Source organism: Alkalimonas sp., from assembly GCF_020831925.1.
Lineage (GTDB): Bacteria > Pseudomonadota > Gammaproteobacteria > Enterobacterales > Alteromonadaceae > Alkalimonas.
The window spans coordinates 1-17800 of sequence record NZ_JAFIFQ010000013.1 but is presented as its reverse complement, the minus strand read 5'-3'; the positions used below and the strand labels follow the sequence as shown (position 1 = coordinate 17800).

At 52.7% G+C, this 17800-nt stretch carries 12 protein-coding genes and 2 tRNA genes; 9 read left to right on the top strand and 5 right to left on the bottom strand.

Annotation, left to right across the window (positions count from 1 at the left end):
• Position 1 precedes the first annotated feature (1 nt).
• The 3 genes from pyrD to cls all read left to right on the top strand — a co-directional run bounded on the left by pyrD (position 2) and on the right by cls (position 3254).
• Positions 2–1012: a quinone-dependent dihydroorotate dehydrogenase gene (gene pyrD, locus JJU14_RS06070; protein WP_228611701.1), complete on the top strand. Its 1011-nt coding sequence runs from the start codon at positions 2–4 to the stop codon at positions 1010–1012.
• A gap of 130 nt (positions 1013–1142) precedes the next feature.
• The gene (locus JJU14_RS06065) at positions 1143–1661 is read left to right on the top strand and encodes a cell division protein ZapC domain-containing protein (RefSeq protein WP_228611700.1); all 519 of its coding nucleotides are present in this window, start codon (positions 1143–1145) and stop codon (positions 1659–1661) included.
• A gap of 87 nt (positions 1662–1748) precedes the next feature.
• On the top strand, positions 1749–3254 hold the full coding sequence (gene cls, locus JJU14_RS06060) for a cardiolipin synthase (protein WP_228611699.1): 1506 nt from the start codon (positions 1749–1751) through the stop codon (positions 3252–3254).
• A 32-nt stretch (positions 3255–3286) separates the two neighbouring features.
• On the opposite strand, the gene JJU14_RS06055 is transcribed toward cls, so the two are convergent.
• The gene (locus tag JJU14_RS06055; protein WP_228611698.1) at positions 3287–4483 is read right to left on the bottom strand and encodes an alanine racemase; all 1197 of its coding nucleotides are present in this window, start codon (positions 4481–4483) and stop codon (positions 3287–3289) included.
• A gap of 151 nt (positions 4484–4634) precedes the next feature.
• On the opposite strand from JJU14_RS06055, the gene JJU14_RS06050 reads away from it, so the two are divergent.
• From JJU14_RS06050 to JJU14_RS06035, 4 genes are read left to right on the top strand one after another with little or no spacing between them, the layout of a single operon-like run.
• Positions 4635–5498 (top strand): SIS domain-containing protein, encoded by an 864-nt coding sequence (locus tag JJU14_RS06050; RefSeq protein WP_228611697.1) that lies wholly within the window; start codon positions 4635–4637, stop codon positions 5496–5498.
• A 12-nt stretch (positions 5499–5510) separates the two neighbouring features.
• A complete protein-coding gene (locus JJU14_RS06045; RefSeq protein WP_228611696.1) occupies positions 5511–5912 on the top strand; it encodes a RidA family protein in 402 nt (133 codons plus the stop codon).
• A 34-nt stretch (positions 5913–5946) separates the two neighbouring features.
• Positions 5947–7482, top strand: a complete 1536-nt coding sequence (locus JJU14_RS06040; protein ID WP_228611695.1) for a sodium:solute symporter family protein — start codon at positions 5947–5949, stop codon at positions 7480–7482.
• Positions 7482–8966 carry a M81 family metallopeptidase gene (locus JJU14_RS06035; protein WP_228611730.1) on the top strand — a complete coding sequence of 495 codons (1485 nt, stop codon included), beginning with the start codon at positions 7482–7484 and terminating at the stop codon, positions 8964–8966. Before JJU14_RS06040 ends, JJU14_RS06035 begins: the two co-directional genes overlap by 1 nt.
• Here the strand turns inward: JJU14_RS06035 and JJU14_RS06030 are convergent.
• Positions 8963–12130 (bottom strand): family 20 glycosylhydrolase, encoded by a 3168-nt coding sequence (locus JJU14_RS06030; RefSeq protein WP_228611694.1) that lies wholly within the window; start codon positions 12128–12130, stop codon positions 8963–8965. The two genes, JJU14_RS06035 and JJU14_RS06030, sit on opposite strands and share 4 nt — an antisense overlap.
• Before the next feature lie 274 nt (positions 12131–12404).
• On the opposite strand from JJU14_RS06030, the gene JJU14_RS06025 reads away from it, so the two are divergent.
• Positions 12405–15590 (top strand): TonB-dependent receptor, encoded by a 3186-nt coding sequence (locus JJU14_RS06025; RefSeq protein ID WP_228611693.1) that lies wholly within the window; start codon positions 12405–12407, stop codon positions 15588–15590.
• Positions 15591–15878: 288 nt separating this feature from the next.
• Positions 15879–16514, top strand: a complete 636-nt coding sequence (locus JJU14_RS06020; RefSeq protein WP_228611692.1) for a hydrolase TatD — start codon at positions 15879–15881, stop codon at positions 16512–16514.
• 40 nt (positions 16515–16554) lie between these two features.
• On the opposite strand, the gene JJU14_RS06015 is transcribed toward JJU14_RS06020, so the two are convergent.
• The 3 genes from JJU14_RS06015 to JJU14_RS06005 form a co-directional block, all read right to left on the bottom strand.
• Positions 16555–16917, bottom strand: coding sequence for a hypothetical protein (locus JJU14_RS06015; protein WP_228611691.1), 363 nt, complete (start codon positions 16915–16917; stop codon positions 16555–16557).
• Positions 16918–17290: 373 nt separating this feature from the next.
• Positions 17291–17367 (bottom strand) — tRNA-Met (locus tag JJU14_RS06010).
• An 85-nt stretch (positions 17368–17452) separates the two neighbouring features.
• Positions 17453–17529 (bottom strand) — tRNA-Met (locus JJU14_RS06005).
• Positions 17530–17800: the final 271 nt, after the last annotated feature.

The following is a 17800-nucleotide window of genomic DNA, read 5'->3' as shown; positions in this document are numbered from 1 at the left end:
CATGTTCTACCCCTTTGCCAGAAGCTTAATGTTTGCCTGCGATGCCGAGTGGTCGCATAACTTTGCCCTTGGCAGCCTGAAGCGGCTGGCACATACGCCATTGGCGATGGCCTGGCGCCAGCAATTACCGAGCAAACCTGTCACTGTTGCTGGTATTGCCTTTGATAATCCGATAGGTCTGGCCGCTGGACTGGACAAAAACGCCGACTGCATTGATGCTTTTGGGCAGATGGGATTTGGTTTTATTGAAGTGGGTACTGTGACCCCGCGCCCTCAGGCCGGCAATGATAAACCACGCATCTTTCGGTTGCCGCAGGCTCAAGCGATTATCAATCGCATGGGCTTTAACAACAAAGGCGTGGATTACCTGGTCGAAAATGTGAAAAAAGCGCAGTACCAGGGCGTGCTTGGCATCAATATTGGAAAGAATAAAGATACTCCAAATGAGCAGGGCAAGGATGACTATGTGCACTGCATGCGTAAAGTCTATGCCCATGCCAGTTACATTACGGTCAATATTTCCTCGCCCAATACGCCGGGACTGCGTGAGCTGCAGTATGGTGAAGCGCTGGATGATTTGCTGCAGACGGTTCGTAATGAGCAATTGGATCTGCAGGCTCAGTTTGATAAGTACGTGCCTATCTTTGTTAAAATTGCGCCAGATATGGATGAAACCGAAGTGCAGCAAGTTGCACTGGCTTTGTTGCGCAATAAGATGGATGGCGCGATTGCCACCAATACCACCCTGGATCGCACTATGGTGCAGGGGTTAAAGCATGCCGATGAAGCCGGAGGCTTAAGTGGTTTGCCGGTACAGCAAAAAAGCACTCAGGTGTTGCAGCAGTTACGGCAGGCGGTAGGCACCGATTTCCCGTTGATTGGGGTAGGCGGCATTGTAGATGGCGCCTCAGCTCAGGCCAAGCTGGCAGCTGGCGCTGATTTGCTGCAGTGTTATACAGGATTTATCTATCGTGGACCGCGCTTAATTGCCGAGATCATCGACAGTTTGTGATGGATCCTGCCGCCTTATAAGGATCCTGATCGGATCCTTTTTTGTTAGAAGAAATTCGAATTTCACTTTGATCATAAGTTGTTATACTTGCACCAAATGATCAATAATTCTAACAGCTTAGGGATGCACCATGTTGTCACCAACTGAACGCTGGAGCTGGTACCACTGCGCAGAGCGCAATCAGCTGGTGCTGGACATCAATGCTGAGCTGGCATTTCCAGTTCCTTTTGCTGCACACCTGCTACATTTGCCGAAGACGGCTCAAGCCTTTACCATGCATGATGCCGAACACTACTGGTTGGCGTTGGAAACTTTGACAGATACGGGCTTGAACCAGGAGCAGCAGTTGTACTTTGCTCTTACCGCGGTGGCCGCGCTTAACTTTATGCGCCCTCAAGGTCATAAGAGCTGGTATTTTGCCGATATAGCCAACAGCAAACCGTTGCATGCCTTTCAAACTGCCGAGTTGGTTGGCCAGCAATTGGTTAAGGTCTTGATTTTACAAACCGATACTGACTGTGCTGAGTGTATGTTGCTGGCGGACGTTACCAGTTTAACGGGTAAGCAACTTGCTGCTGGTACCGTATTACGTTTGCTCAATTCACGTTTACGACCATCGATCCAACCTCTGCTGCGTAAATCTGCCTAGTTACCAGCCGTTCGCCTTGCTGCTGAGCTCAGCTTGCTGCTATAGTAGCGCTTCGCTTGAACCCAGCAGGACACTTCATACGCAGTTATGTTTAAAAAAATCTCAGCCTTGATCCGCCAGCTGGCGGGAAAGCCTCTACCTGCCATTCCAGGTGTGCCGGCGCTGAGCAAACGACGACGTGCTGCAGTCGCCATACTTTTGATGTTTCATCTGATGGGGGCTTTATCCTCACTGGATGCTCTGATGTCATCCCGTACCTCCCAAGGCAGCATTGCCTGGATTATTTCGCTGAACACCTTTCCTTATGTCACAGTGCCAGTCTACTGGATTTTCGGCCGGCCCAAGTTTCAGGGGTATGTGATTTCCCGCCGTGAGACCGACTCGGATCTCTGGCTAAAACATCAACTGAAAATGTCGAGCGTCGACCGCTTCCAACTGCAAAATAGTCGTATTCGCGGCAATATGCAGGCGGTTGAGTATCTGGCTAAGATGCCATTTTTAACCGGCAACGCCATTGAGTATCTGCTGGATGGTCAGCACAAGTTTGACAGTATTTTCGCGGGCATTCGTGAAGCTGAAGACTATGTGTTGGCTCAGTATTACATCATTCGCAATGACGATATTGGCCAGCAATTTAAACGAGCGCTCATAGATAAAGCTGAACAGGGGGTGCCGGTTTTTTTATTGTATGATGAAATTGGCAGTTATCGATTGGGTAGACCTTATCTGCGTGATTTAGAGCGGGCAGGCGTTCAGGTTCGTCCGTTTCACTCCACCAAGGGGCCGGGCAATCGCTTTCAGCTTAATTTTCGCAATCACCGCAAACTTGTCATTACCGACGGTAAGCATGCCTGGCTGGGTGGTGCCAATATAGGTGATGAATACCTGGGACAAAGCCTGCGATATGGCAATTGGAGGGATACCCACCTGAAAATTACCGGGCCAGCCGTGATGAGTGTGCAGCTGTCTTTTGTCGAAGATTGGTATTGGTCCAGTGACATGATCCCGGAACTAAACTGGGAGCCAGTCGTTGCCGAGCGGGGCGACTTGCCCATTTTAATCCTGCCCTCTGGCCCGGCAGACCGGCATGAAACCGCTAGTTTGATGATGCAGCATATGATCCACAGTGCTGTGGAGCGTTTTTGGATCTCCAGCCCTTACTTTGTGCCGGATGAAGGGGTGCTATCAGCCCTGAAACTGGCAGCACTGCGAGGAGTGGATGTGCGCATTCTGATCCCTGAACGGACCGATAACTACCTGGTTTATCTGGCAGCCTATGCGTTTGTAGCCCCGCTGATTGAACTTGGCATCGAAATCCATCGTTATCAGGATGGGGTACTGCACTCCAAAAGCTTTCTGGTCGATCATCAGGTAAGCAGTGTTGGTACCGTCAATCTGGACAATCGTTCCTTCCGGCTGAACTTTGAAATCACCGCACTGATTGGTGGTGAAGAGCCGAATCAGCGGTTGGAACAGATTTTCCAGCGCGACTTTGATCGTTCCCGCATTATGACGGTGGAAGAAATCGAAAATAAGTCGCTGTTCTTCAGAGCCCTGTCACGAGCGGCTTATCTGATGGCACCGGTACTTTAGTTGCCGGTGTCAGCATGCCGGCCAGGAGCGCACTAAAAACAGGTCTCCATCGCCTCTAGCAGCCGATACGTATCATCCACCAGCCAGATACTGCGCCACTTATCAAACGTTAAGCAGGGATGCGAGCTACCCAGGATCGCAATGTCGCCTATCTGCAATTCAAGCTGCGGCGGATAATGCCAAAAGGTGTGTTGATCCATGATTTTTCGGCTTTCACAGCCAGTTAAATCCAAGGGTAAGGCTTTGCCAGCACGATAGAGCTGCAGCACCTTGGGCATACCAGCATCAAAGGCAATGTCGCGCTTTCCCAATCCAAGGACTGCCAGGCCAGGCTCTGGCAAGGACTGCACATAAGCAGCTACTTCCAGTGCCGGCTGTAAATCCCCTGGTACCTGTTGTGCCAGCTGACTACGCTGCTGGATCTGTTGCTGCGCGCAGGCATAGAGTTGATGATCGTGTGTAATGTAACAGCCTGGCCGAAGAACCACTTCGATGCGGTTGTCTGCACGAAAGGCTTGCAGCTCCGCGGCCACCACATCATACCAAACCGAGCCAGCACCGGTCAGAATAGCAGATTGCCCGGTAAGATAGCGCTGCTGCAACTGTTGGCATAGCCTGGCTGCCTGCTGGATCCAGAGCCGTACACTGGGCTCATCCTTAGCAATGCCTTCGTAAAACTCGACACCAGCCAGCCTGAGTCCATTCAACTGATAAATAACATCGGCCAGTTGCAGGCTGCTATCCAGATCGCGTAAACCACAGCGACCTGCTGCGGTGCCGAGCTCAACCAGGCAAGGGAGCTGCAGCTTGAGCTTATCGAAATAGGCCGATAATTGCTGGGCGTTGTGGCTGTCATCAACGCAGACGTAAAGTTGAATGCCTTGCTGCAGCAGCTGCGCAACCACCGCCATATTGGCTTTGCCGACCAACTGATTGGCCAGGATGATGCGTTTGGCACCGGCCTGTGCCGCAATCATTGCCTGATAGGGCGTGGCAACGGTCAGTCCCCAGGCACCAGCAGCTAATTGCTGCCGGAAAATAGCCGGTGTCATGCTGGTTTTGCCATGAGGCGCCAAGGCAACATCGGCAGCATTGGCAAAGGTTTGCATCCAGCGGATATTGTTGACCAGTGCTGATGCTCTAATCACAGCCGCAGGCAAGGGGACGGTTTCATGCAGCAGGCAAGGCTGTGTTTCGATGCTGGCCGTAAAATCTGCTTTGTGTTTCATAACAACTCCGGATTTTGCCGAACCCACCAAGATTCTGACAAATTTCTGTGACTTCGCTGTTTACTTTTTCAACGCAATGGTACAAAGTATCTCATTAAATATCTATGAAATACGTAGATTTAATTGTAATTATGATTGAGTTTTTTACTGTATGACATTTGAGATTGATATTTTATCACGGATTTCAGAGCGTTTTGTTGAACTGAGTGATTCTGAGCAAAAAGTAGCTCAATTGATTCTGGCTGATGTACGGGCAGCGACCGAGCTGAATATTGCAGGCTTGGCACGTGAGGCTGGGGTCAGCCAGGCCACAGTGACCCGTTTCGCCCGCAGTGTCGATTGCAAAGATGTGCGGCAGCTAAAAGTAAAGTTAGCGCAGTCTTTGGCGGTCGGCCAGCGTTTTATTGAAGAAACGCCGGATCTGGATGGGATCCACGGCGTGTATGAGGCAATAAAAAATACCTTGGATCTAAGCCGTAAACTGCTCAAAGAACCCGACGTGCACCAGGCGGTGCAATGGTTGCTGCAAGCCAGAATGGTGCTGTGCCTGGGGATGGGGGGTGGTTCATCCATTGGTTCATTGGAGATGCAGAATCGGTTGTTCCGTTTTGGCGTTCCTGTCAGTAGTTATCAGGATGGCTTGCTTTGCCGAATGGTAGCCGCTGCGGTCGAGCCAAACGATGTGGTGGTGGTGATTTCACTGACCGGTAATACACCGGAGATCATCGATGCCGCAGCTATTGCGCGCCAGTACGATGCCAAAGTGATTGCCATTACCAAGCCGGGCTCGTTGTTGGCTGCTGAGTCAGACTTGCTGCTGGCCATCCAGGCGCCGGAAACGGATTTTATCTACAAGCCGTCCGCATCGCGTTATGCCATGCTGGCGGTGATCGATGTTTTGGCTACTGAATTGGCAAAGCAAAATAAACGTCGCTCCCGCGATAAGTTGCGGCGGGTGAAGCTATCACTCGATAGCCACCGCGGCGGGGATGAGCGTCAACCGCTTGGAGACTAATAGGAGAACACCATGGCAATTATTCGATATGGCACTGAAGGCAATACCGGCACCGGCGGTCAGGCATTGCCTTTTGCCAAGGCGGTGGCCGCGGGAGGCTGGCTCTATATCTCCGGCCAGACACCGATGCGCCATGGCGAAGTGGTGGAGGGGGGGATTGTCGAGCAGTCCAGGCTGGCGATTGAAAATTGTCTGGCTATTATGCACCAGGCAGGCTTTGAAAAAGAGCATATTGTGCATGTGAAGGTGTTTTTGACCGATGCGCGTTACTTTAGCTCGTTCAACAAGGTGTTTGCCGACTACTTTGCCGATGCGCCACCAGCCCGGATTTGTGCGGTCGCCGATTTAGTGGTTGACTGTAAAGTAGAAGTTGATCTGACCTGCTTCAACCCTGAATATATGGCTGACAAATGACAGCGATGTCATTGTGCGGCTGGAGAAAAGATAAATGAACATCACCGCATTCTACTTGCTGTTTAGCCTTTATATCACGGCCTTGATTGGCCTGAGTCTCTGGTTAAGCCGCCGTCAGAAAAGCGGGGAGGACTTTTTACTGGCTGGTCGCAATGTATCAACCCGGCTTAGCCTGGGTACCACGGTCGCGACCATGATCGGTACAGGGACCAGCATGGGAGCGGTAGGCTTTGCTTACACCAACAGCTGGGCCGGCATGTTGTATGGTATCGGCGGAGCCTGCGGGATTTTGCTGGCTGCCTGGTTATTTGCCCCGGTGCGCCGCTACGGTTTTATGACCATGAGTGAAGAGCTGTCCTTTTATGTCGGTGCTCAGCCTAAAATGCGCTTGCTATTTGCCTTGTTGATTTTCATTGCCTCGCTCGGTTGGTTGGGAGCCCATCTGATAGGTGGAGCTTTGTATTTATCCTGGGCCACGGGCCTGGATTTAGATCTTGCTAAACTGGTGATTGCCGCTGCCTTTACCGTCTACATTGTGATTGGTGGTTATGCGGCTGTGGTGTGGACAGACTCCATCATGGCCATTATTTTGTTTATCGGTTTTGTGCTGATGGCGGTTTTGATCAGTGTGCAGGCCGGTGGTATTGTTGCGCTTACACAGCAAGTGCCGGCTTCGCAGACGGGCTGGCAGGCGCTTAGCCATATTGGCCTGATCCCCGCCATCTCGCTGGCGGTGGTGATTGCGCTGGGAGTGCTGGCAACCCCTTCGTTTCGGCAACGCATTTATTCTGCCCGCTCCGTCAGCACGGTGCGACGCGCTTTCACGTTAGCCGGTTTACTTTATCTGGCTTTTGCCGCTTTGCCTGCCATGATTGGCATTGCTGCCCGTCAGACGGCTCCGGATTTGGCCGATCATCAATTTGCGTTTGCCACGGTGGCGGTCACGGTATTACCGGCTGTGGTTGCGATGGTGGTGCTGTTGGCTGGGGTGTCCGCCACCTTATCCTCTGCCAGCTCGGATGCCATTGCCGGGGTAAGTATTCTGATCCGCGATATGGTGCAGCAGTGTTATCCGGCAGGGTTCAGCAAGCAGCGCCTGTTATTGCTCAGCCGGGTCTCCTTAGTGCTGGTCGCACTGCTCGCCTTGGCAATGGCACTGATGTCCAATGACATCATTCGTTACATCACCTCTTTAATCGCAACCGTGATGTCTGGCCTGGCCGTTACTGCCTTGCTGGGGCGCTTCTGGCCGGGGTTTCGCTGGCAGGGTGCTTTGGCGGCGGTGCTGCTGGCCATGACCATCTCAGTGAGTATCTTGTTGCAACCGGATTGGCTTAGGTTTTGGGGCAATCCAGTGCTGCCTGCTTTTGCCGGGGCCATGCTGGGGGCCGTGCTGGTTAGTTTGCGCTATCAACATCAAGTCATTACGCCTTTGACCAGCATGCGCCGGTTACGACAGGAGCGGCAACGCTTTTTACAGCAAGGCAACTTTGTTGCTGAATCCGATGGTACACACCTTAAGAATAACAGCTTATCGGCTGCTGACAGTCGGGGAGAGAGCTCTGTATGATGCGTATTTTTACCGCTTCGCTGGCCACCGAAACCAATACGTTTTCGCCGATGTTCACCGATCTGACCAGCTTTAAAAGCAGCTTTTACGCGGCCCCAGGTGAGCATCCCGATACCCCGACTTTGTGCAGCGCCCCTTTAATTGCTTGCCGGGAACTGGCCCGCGAACAGGACATTACCCTTATTGAAGGCAGCTGCAGCTGGGCTGAGCCTGGCGGCCTGGTGAATCGTGCGACTTACGAGTTTCTGCGCGATGAAATCTTGCAGCAACTGAAAGCTGCTTTGCCGGTGGATGCGGTGGTGCTCGGTTTGCATGGGGCTATGGTGGCACAGGGGTACGATGATTGTGAGGGTGATTTATTAAGCCGGGTGCGGGCTCTGACCGGGCCTGATGCCGTGATAGCCGCTGAATTGGACCCGCACAGCCATTTAACCAAACAAAGGGTCGCCATGGCTGATCTGTTGATTGCATTTAAAGAGTTCCCTCATCTGGATTTTATGGACCGGGCCCGTGAGCTGGTACAACTGACACTGGCAACTGTTCGGCACCAAATCACCCCGTGCATGGCAAGCTTTGATTGCCGGATGATTGATGTGCTCCCGACCAGCAACGAGCCGATGAAGTCATTTCTTGGCAGGATCCGCCAGCTCGAGCAGCAGCCGGGTGTGCTTTCTATTTCGGTGATCCATGGTTTTATGGCCGGCGATGTGCCGGAGATGGGCACCCAGTTGTTGGTGATCACCGACAATCAGCCAAAGCTGAGCCAGCAACTGGCTGCGCAGCTTGGTATGGAACTGTTTGCCCTGCGTGGCCAAAGCATGCCTGACATGCTATCGGTAGAGCAGGGGGTTGCTGAGCTACGAGCAAGCGCGCATGGACCAGTGGTGCTGGCTGATGTCTGGGATAATCCGGGCGGCGGCGTTGCCGGTGACGGTACTCTGATTCTGCATGAAGTGATACGGCAGCAGCTGACAGGAGTGGCCTTTGGCACCATCTGGGATCCAATGGCGGTGCAGCTGTGTTTTGCTGCTGGGGAAGGCGCGGTGATACCGCTTCGGTTTGGCGGCAAAAGCTGCGCCACCGCCGGTGAGCCAGTGGACAAAATTATTGAAATCAAAGCACTGCGGGCCTCTGCCTGGCAAGAGTTTGCGGGTAGCAAAGTACCGATGGGCGCTTGTGCCTGGATACAGTTTGATGGCATTGATGTGATTTTAAACTCGAATCGTTGTCAGTCGTTTGATCCCAGTTTGTTCCGCGCGGTCGGCATTGTACCCGAGCAATGCCATGGGCTGGTGGTTAAGTCCACCAACCATTTCTATCAGGGCTTTGCTGCTATCGCTGCCAGGGTGTTGTATCTGGACGCAAAAGCGCCGTACCCAAGCGATCCAAAGCAGAACAACTACCAGAAGCTGACACGGGCTATCTGGCCTATTGTAGAGCAACCTCATCTAACAGCAGATGAGAGCAAGCCAGATTGCGCTTAGTAAGCGGGTTCCGGGCTTGGTAAGGTGAGTCGCTCGATGCAGCCACAATCTTGCAGCGTGATGTACAACTGATCCGAGCGAGCAGCTAGGTTGGTTGGGTTCCGGTGCTTAAGTGGCAGCTCAGCCAGCAATTGCCCATCGGTATTTAGCAAAATAACACTGCCATTGCCAAAACGGGTTACCGCCAGCACGCCTGGTTGCACCATGCGCATACCATCCAGCCCGGCGGAGGAAAAGGCGGCAATCAAGGTCTTGTCGGTCAGTTCTTGTTGTTTAATTCGGTAACGCCAAATACGCCGCTGGACACTCTCGTTGACAAACAAAAACTGCTGATCGTCAGACACCTCAATGCCATTGGTGGTGCCCATATTGGCTTCCAGCAACTGGCTGTGGCCATCGGCTGTAATGCGCCACAATTGACCGGTAGCTGACGACCAGTCGGGATCGCTGGCAAACAATGTATCTGGCGGTAGTAAAGCCAGATCATTGGGTTGATGCATGGCTGGTTGATGCACCAATTCAGTTAATTGCTGGCTGTCCATCTGATATTGCCAGATCCGGTTGCGGCTATAGTCCGCGATAAACATCCGGCTACCATCCGCGCCAAAGCGGATGCCATTGCCAATACTCCCCTCTGGTAAATGCAACTCTAAGCTGGTTTGGCCTTGTGGATCGACCCGGCCAATGCTGCCTTGCTGTTGATAATTAACCAGATACAAGTGCTGATCCGGCCCAAAGGCCGGTCCTTCAATGCCATCGGTAAAGGTGTTGGCGGCTACCCAGACCGTGCTGGATGATTGTTTGAGCAACGGTCGGATCAGCCGATGCGCTGCCAGTACTAACTCAGCCTGGATAGCGCGACTTTCCTGCCAGAGCTGGCGGGCTGCGTCCAACTGCTGTGGATGAGGCGATGGCTGTTGTAGCAGCTCAAGCCCCAGGGATGCCAGGGCGCTGAGCTGTGTGATCACGGGCTTCAGCTCTTTGGCATGAGCCGTATTGGTTAAGTAAGGCAACAAGGTGTCGGGCAGCTGTTGCCAGAGACGAAACTGCTGCTCTAGTGGCTCAAGGGAGGTGCTGTTATCGTGCTGCCAACGGCTCAGTAACTGCTCGAGCTGGCGCAGCTGATGGTGTTCTGATGGTAGAAAATCCACCAGTCGGTCCAGTGGCGCCTGATTATGGTACTGCTGGCGTACCGAGCGCTCATGCAGCCGGTGGTAGTAGTGCGCCGGCTCAAGGCCAACCATGAATTGGTGCATCGCTGTCATGCCATTAGGTTGCACCAACTTGGTCAGCCCTCTATCCTGCTGCTGTCGATGTTGTAAGCCAAGTGAGTGCTCAAGCCAGGGTTCCAGCTCTGCCAGGCGTTGATAGAGGAAGTCTTCATCGGTAAGTTCAGCCGCAGACCAGAGCCGCTCTGCTACCACCAGGGCCTGAGGCCACAGCCGACGATCAATCACATCGGCATTGACCAACTCCCCCCAGAGTGCGATTTCCCCCCCCAGCACTCTGTCGGCTTCTTGCTTGCTTAGCGTTGGCCGGGCTAAGCCTGTTGGTAACGGCTGACTGCTGTTGTACCAGGCCAATTGACTGCCATGCACTGCATAGGGCGCATTGCCAACTACCAGTTCACCGGTTAGGTCCGTGCCAAGTGACCACTGCGCCTGTATTGGCCCCATCCAGGTATCCAACTGAAAGCGTAAACGATTGGCTTCCAGTTCCAGTTGCTGCAGCTGTTGTCTGCTTCGGCCAGCAAAGTCGATAAAGCCCTGGACTTCATGGTTGTCCAGAAACACCAGGTAGAGCTCACCACGAATCGGAGCACCACGTAACCGAGGTATGTCAAACTGCCAACCAGACCAGGCCTGATAGCTGTCAGGGATTTCCGGGCTGGGTTTAGGCAGTGGGTCGATGCGGTAATGAAAACTGGCGAACTGTGGTTGATCCAGGTAGTAGCCGGTAGAAAGAATCACATCATGTCCGGCTTGAGCAGCTTCGACCACAGAGTCCAGCCCACGCCAGGATTGCACCAGGCTGGATGCTGGCAAGTCGGGGGTTAAAATCTCATCCCAGCCAATCATTCGGCGATCCAACGCGGTCAAGATAGAAAGTAACCGTTGATTGAACCAGCTTTGCAGTGCCAGATGATCCGTTAAGCCATGTTGCTGCTTGAATGCACGTATCGCCGGATTTTGTTGCCAATGATCAGGCAAGACCTCATCACCACCAATGTGCAGATAAGCATCCGGAAAAAGGCTGGTGACTTCTTCCAGCAATTGCTGCAGAAATACAAAAACCTCGTCATTGGTTGGATCCAGCACGGCCGGGTGGATGCCCCAATGTGTTTCGGGCGTCGCTGGGCCAGGCATCGCCATCAACTCCGGATAAGCAGCGCCTAAAGCGGTGGTATGACCGGGTACATCAATTTCCGGTACTACCCGAATGCCACGCCTGGCAGCGTAATGCACGATACTGCGGATTTCATCCTGAGTGTAGTAACCATCGGTGCCAGCCACCTGATGCAACTTCGGAAAACGCTTGGACTCCAACCGCCAGCCCTGATCATCGGTTAAATGCCAGTGCAGCACATTCAATTTGGCCGCCGCCATCGCATCCAGTTGGCGCTTGATGGTCTCGGCCGGCAAAAAGTGGCGGGCCGGATCGAGTAGCAAGCCGCGCCAGGCAAAGCGTGGGCTATCCTTGATCAGCACCGCCGGTACGGTATTGTCCATTGCTGCCAGTTGCAACAGGGTTTCCAGGCCGTGCAGTATGCCAAGGTGCGTGTTTGCACTCAGTTGAATGCCGCTGCCATCAACTCTAAGCTGGTAGGACTCGTCCTGGTGCAATTGTGGCCAGAAAAATGGCTGCTGGTCGGCAATGGTGATATGAATAAAGGCGGGGGCATCTGCAGCAAAGTTCAGCTGTGGGTTCGTTTGTTGCAAACGTCCAAGCATGCGTTTTAAAGCCGGTTGCACCATGGCGCTATGCTGCTCTGGAAAGGTCCAGTTTAATTTTTCAGGGAATGGCAGGGGGGCACTGTCTAACCACTCAAGCTGCTGCGGGTATGGCATTAGACAAGCGCTGTGCTGGCAAGCCTGAGCGGACAGTGGGTAGACAGGTGCCAGTAGCAGCGACAGGATAATCAGGCCTAGGAGTTTACATCGCATCTTGGATCTCATTTCTGAAGTGTCTTTGTTACTTGGTAACATTAAAAGTGCTGGCTTTCAAGTGCTTTGGATAGGGCTCATAGAAGTTATCGCATAAAAAAGCAAAAATAACTGTTTACTTTTTGCTCTTCATGGTACAAAGTAACAATGAGCTTGGGTATATAGCAGTTAGCAAGCAGGGCTGATCAACGCAATCAGTATAGAACATCGAAAGGCCTGCGTCGGCCTGTACTCGGTGTAGACAACGAGACAATAAAGAGAAGAGAGTAACGCCATGCCTGGAACAAAATTTAATGGTAACAAGTTAACGTTAGCCGTTTCGGCTGCAATTTTTGGGCTTCAGCCTGTAATTGCCTTGGCTGGAAATGACAGCGATGTCATTGATGAGGCGGCCGACGAGCAGGTTGAAGTGATCGAAGTCAGGGGTATCCGAGGAAGTTTACTGAGTGCTCAGAACCTGAAGCGCTTTGCTGATACCGTAAAAGATGTGATTACCGCATCCGACATCGGGGCTCTGCCGGATAAATCAGTCACCGAAGCTTTGCAGCGAGTTCCAGGGGTCACCATAGAGCGTTTTGCCTCGTCGGACGATCCCAAGCATTATGCCGATGAAGGCACCGGGGTCTTAGTTCGCGGCCTTGATCGGGTGCGTTCCGAAGTGAATGGTCGGGATGCGTTCAGTGCCAACCCATGGGGTGGCTTAAGTTATGAGGACTTTCCGGCCGAGCTGCTCGGCTCGGTCGAAGTGGTTAAAAATCAGACGGCTGATTTAATTTCCGGTGGCATTGCCGGCACGGTCAATCTGGTGACCCGAAAGCCATTTGATACCGACCAGCGCTTGCTTGCTGTGAATGTGAAGGCCAACTATGGCGATTACCGTAAAGAATGGACACCGTCGGTATCGGCGCTGTTCTCGGATAGCTGGGAAACCAATGCGGGCCGTTTTGGTTTTCTGATTGCGGCCTCGCAGTCCGAATTTAAAACCCGTGGTGATGGTATTGGTTTAGGCAACTTTCACTCACGGGGCGACTCTTTCGTACCAACGCTGGACCAGTGGGGTGGTATTACCGGTGTTGATCCGGACTCTCCGGTTGATGGCCCTGCTTTACCTGGCCAGCCAGCAGGCAGTGTTTGGCATGTGCCAGTCGCCATTCATATGAGCACCGCCGACAATGATCGTAAACGCACCGGCTTTACCTCGTCGTTGCAATGGGCCAATACCGACAACACCCTGGTGGCCACCTTAGAACACATCAACTCCAGAGCCTCGCTGGAGTGGAATGAACGCCAAATTGGCCAGGCCGCGCAAGGTTTTCGCAGTTTTATGGGCTCATCGCAAAACTGGCGGGACGATGCCGCCAATGGCTACCCGCTGACCACTAACAACGGTTTTGTCACCTCGGGCATTGCGCTCGGTGTAAGCCCGGAAACGCCATTCTTTTATCGTAGCCGCTGGAACTACAACGAAAATACGGTGCAGGATACTTCGTTCAACCTGGTGTACCGGCCAACCGATCGCCTGAGCATGGTGTTTGATTATCAGCACATTGATTCAGAGAAAATAGTGCATAACTACAGCATGTCTGGCCAAACCCGCGGCAACCATGTGCATGTGGTATCACCGTATTTCCTGGATATGCGCGGTTCACGCCCAACGGTGGAGTTTTTAAGCGACAACATCATGACTGCAGGCTGGTCGCCTAATGCTGATTGGGATGGCCCGGTACCCAATGTCTTTCTGGGCAGTGGTATGGAGCAAGAAGAGCACAACAGCGCTCGAGCCGATAGCTTTAAGTTTGATCTGACCTACGAGCTGGATGGTCTGTTCACCGCGGTGAGAACTGGCTTCTACTATTCGGATAAAGATCTGACGGTACGCGATACCGCCTACGAAGGTTGGTCTGCCATCGGTACGCCGTGGATCCAGGCCGATCGTAATGCCGCTGCCGCGGTCAATCGCCCTGAGCTGTTTGAGCGGGTCGATTTCTCCAATTTCTACCATGGCAATGTGTTGCAGGGCCATGTGAATAACTTCCTGTTCCCGCGGATGGACCTGGTACGTAATTATGCCGAGTCTCTGCGCCAGGGCTGTCAGCAAGGTTGGCACAATGCCACTTTAAGTGCGGCCAACAATGGCGTTTGTACCGGAACCTATGTGCCCTACACCGACAAACCCGGCCGGGTGGATGGCCCTTTTGCGGCCCATAACATCAGTTCATCCAATGAAAAGCGCACCGAGCTCTATGTACGCGGTGATTTTGATTTCATTGATTTGACGATGCCGGTTAAGGGGAACCTTGGTCTGCGCTATGTGAACTACAAACTTCAGTCCACCGGTGCTTTTGTGCAGCCGATAGAAGCACGGCGCGGCGAGGCGGGTACCTCGCTTAATACCGTGATGCAGCAGCCGGAATACCTGCGCTACTACAATTTGGCAGGGGGACAGTCGCAGCTTAGCACGGTCAAAGGGACCGACTACACCACCTTGTTGCCTAGTCTGAACTTTAATGTTGGCGTGACCGACGATGTGGTGGTGCGTTTTGGTGCTTCCAAAGGGCTGTATTACCCAAGCCTGCTGGATACCCGCAACATCAGCTTGCTGGATCTGGATTACGATCGCCGTTTGCAAACGCCAGGTATGGATTACGACGAGGAAAACAACCCGGTGGTGGGGCTGGATAATATCGCGGTCACCGCGCTTGCCGGCAACCCGTACCTGAAGCCAGAAAGCTCTATTAATCTGGACCTGTCGACCGAATGGTACTTTGCTCCGGCAGGTTATATGGCTGTAGCCTTGTTCCATAAGCGGCTGGACAACATCATTCGCAGCCGCTCGTTCGAGCTACCGCTGGAGTTTGAAGGTGAAAACTACAATGTGTCTGCTTATGGCCCTGCCAATACTGGCTCCGGCACCATTCGCGGTGTAGAACTGTCGTACTCGCAGTTTTACGACATGCTGCCAGGTGCCTGGAGTGGCTTAGGCTTGCAGGTAAACTTTACCTACATCGATCAGAGCGGTTTGGAAGATCCGAATGAAATCTCGGATGGCACGCTCGGCTTTGACGAAGCAGGTAACCGCATTGCTGACAACCGCAATACCTTCCGGGTGTTCAGTGGTTTGCCATTGCAAGGATACTCGGATCGCAACCTGAATATTGTGGGCATGTACGAGTACGAGGCTATCTCTTTCCGCCTGGCCTATACCTGGCGCTCGGAGTACCTGCTTACCCTGCGAGAGTCGGAAGAGTATGTACCGGCTTTTGCCAAATCGACCGGTATGATGGATGCCAGCCTGTACTACAGCATCAATGACAACTGGAAAATCGGTATCGAAGGCAGCAACCTGCTGCGTAGCGAGATCCGTACCCAGTACCAGATGAACCAGGAAGGGGTGCGCACCGATGCGCTAAACTTCACGACCGATCGTCGGTATGCGCTGAGCGTGCGTGCTGTGTTCTGATGAGCGTAAGGGTGATTGCTGCTGCCCTCCCGGATGAAAGCTGATCCTTCATCTACCTCTGGCAGCAATCACCCCCCTTTGGGCAAGCCAAAGGCAGATAAAACCAACAACCAGCCGGCATTTGCCGGCTGGCTGCTTTTGGCAATTGGCCAATAAAACCTTGAGCTATTATAAAGACTATCAGCCGCTCTCGTATCCGATAGCTCGCTGGGTAAATCGCTGTTCAGCACTGGCAAAAGGCAGTATGGTAATGCACAGAATGTATCATTGCAGGGAACAGTTATTACTATGTTGGTCACCGGACTAAGCTATTTGCAGCAGGGCAGGTTAACCCTGCAAACAGGCACCGCTCTCCCCGCAGCACGCTCGCTGCTGGAGCTTGCCGAGCAGCAAAATCTGGCGGAGCAGCTGCTGGCAGAGCCCAGTACCGCGCAGCTGTTGGATGCCATCGAGTTTGCCTATCAGCATCAGTACGAACATGCCGCCGGTACCGAGTTTGAGCTTAAAGGCATTGCCTTTGCCGGGCAGGGCGATCCGCTGCTTGCCATGGAGCTATTGGCTGAGGTGCTACCTGTTTTAAAAGCCAGGCGCCATGGCGTGCCTATCACTTTGGTGACGTATGGTTTGGTACCACCAGCAAGCGCCGCGGCATTGTGTGAGCAGCTAAACCAGCTAGGCGTGGAGCAGCTGGAGGTGTATTTACCCGTCGCCAATCCGCCGGCCTACCAACAGCTGGTGCAACCCAAAGCGGGTAGTTTTAGTGATGTGTGCCAGTTTATTCACAGTGCGGCCGAGGCCGGGCTTCAGGTCAGCTGTTTTGCCTACCAACCGGTAAAACACACCGCGGAGCTACGCCAGCTGGCTCGAGAACTGGGGGCAAGGGCGTTTATCCCAGTGCCTGTTGAACAACACCGACTACTCTAATTAGGGCCTGCCTATAACTGAGTATATGGATACCGCAGGCTTAAAGTGCGGATACCCGTTGATGATAGAACCGCAAACGCTGGTTGATATGCTCAATTACTTCTGGTGCAACTTGTTGGCTGAAGATTAGGAAGCGCTGTTCGCCTAAGGGCATATTCTGTAACGAGTGCAGCAAAAAATCTTGTCGGTTTAAACCCGCTTCCGAAATAGCGAACTCAGCCTCCTCTGGAGCGATCAACAGGTAATCGACGCGTCCGGCTTGCAGCATTTGCAGCATGACCAGGTTTTCCTGCGTGGTACTGATGGTGCGAGGTGCTAAATTGCGTATAGCCGAATCCAGATGATCGCCATAGGAATAGCCGGATTTGACCATGTTGATAGCTGATATAAGGAGGGCGCTCATGATACATGACAATCAAGGATTGACCATAGCTGCTTGCACAAAACAACCATATCAGTAGAAAAGCAACAAAACCAGCTGGAGACATAGGCGTCATATTAAAGTCATTTATTTCACGTGTAGTGAGCTTATGATGGAGTCAGTGTAATGAAGTGCCGAAGGAAGTACAGTAAACAGGTACGACAAAAATATGATATTTGCAGGCGCGAACCGGCAATCGTCGGGTTGCCGAATTCGAGGCACAAAAAAACTAGCACCAGGCTGGTTACGATGTTGGTTGCCGAGCCGGATTTGCGACCTTCGCCCCGCGGTTGTAAAGAGGAGCCCGAGGGCGAATAACCGATACAAAAAAACCAGCACTAAGCTGGTCAATTGTTGGTTGCGGGAGCCGGATTTGAACCGACGACCTTCGGGTTATGAGCCCGACGAGCTACCAGGCTGCTCCATCCCGCGTCCGTATATTACCCTTGAGCAGTAAAGATAATAGTTTGATTTGCAAGACGTTAATTGATGACCTTTGGAATAACTTAGTCACAATTGGTTGCGGGAGCCGGATTTGAACCGACGACCTTCGGGTTATGAGCCCGACGAGCTACCAGGCTGCTCCATCCCGCGTCCGTCATTGCGGGGCGAATGATAGGGGGTTTTTGGTAAGGACGCAAGTACCAATTCAATCGATGGCAATCGTTTGCTGCTTTATTCGGCATCTGCTGGTAAAAGCCGTGGTAAAGGTAACAAAGATTCACCCCCAGGGGCGCGTCTTCGGGTTTCGCTTCTGATATACTAGCCATCGATTTTTTTCATGGCAGTCAAAGCATGCTGGAATTTTGGGCATTAACCTCCAAAGGTGTGGAGGAGTTATTGGCGGATGAGATCCGTCAGCATC

Coding starts and splice junctions, on each gene's coding strand:
- JJU14_RS06065 (WP_228611700.1), top strand. CDS start 1,143: ATGTTGTCACCAACTGAACGCTGGAGCTGGTACCACTGCGCAGAGCGC.
- JJU14_RS06040 (WP_228611695.1), top strand. CDS start 5,947: ATGAACATCACCGCATTCTACTTGCTGTTTAGCCTTTATATCACGGCC.
- JJU14_RS06035 (WP_228611730.1), top strand. CDS start 7,482: ATGCGTATTTTTACCGCTTCGCTGGCCACCGAAACCAATACGTTTTCG.
- JJU14_RS06020 (WP_228611692.1), top strand. CDS start 15,879: ATGTTGGTCACCGGACTAAGCTATTTGCAGCAGGGCAGGTTAACCCTG.
- pyrD (WP_228611701.1), top strand. CDS start 2: ATGTTCTACCCCTTTGCCAGAAGCTTAATGTTTGCCTGCGATGCCGAG.
- JJU14_RS06025 (WP_228611693.1), top strand. CDS start 12,405: ATGCCTGGAACAAAATTTAATGGTAACAAGTTAACGTTAGCCGTTTCG.
- JJU14_RS06030 (WP_228611694.1), bottom strand. CDS start 12,130: ATGCGATGTAAACTCCTAGGCCTGATTATCCTGTCGCTGCTACTGGCA.
- cls (WP_228611699.1), top strand. CDS start 1,749: ATGTTTAAAAAAATCTCAGCCTTGATCCGCCAGCTGGCGGGAAAGCCT.
- JJU14_RS06055 (WP_228611698.1), bottom strand. CDS start 4,483: ATGAAACACAAAGCAGATTTTACGGCCAGCATCGAAACACAGCCTTGC.
- JJU14_RS06015 (WP_228611691.1), bottom strand. CDS start 16,917: ATGAGCGCCCTCCTTATATCAGCTATCAACATGGTCAAATCCGGCTAT.
- JJU14_RS06050 (WP_228611697.1), top strand. CDS start 4,635: ATGACATTTGAGATTGATATTTTATCACGGATTTCAGAGCGTTTTGTT.
- JJU14_RS06045 (WP_228611696.1), top strand. CDS start 5,511: ATGGCAATTATTCGATATGGCACTGAAGGCAATACCGGCACCGGCGGT.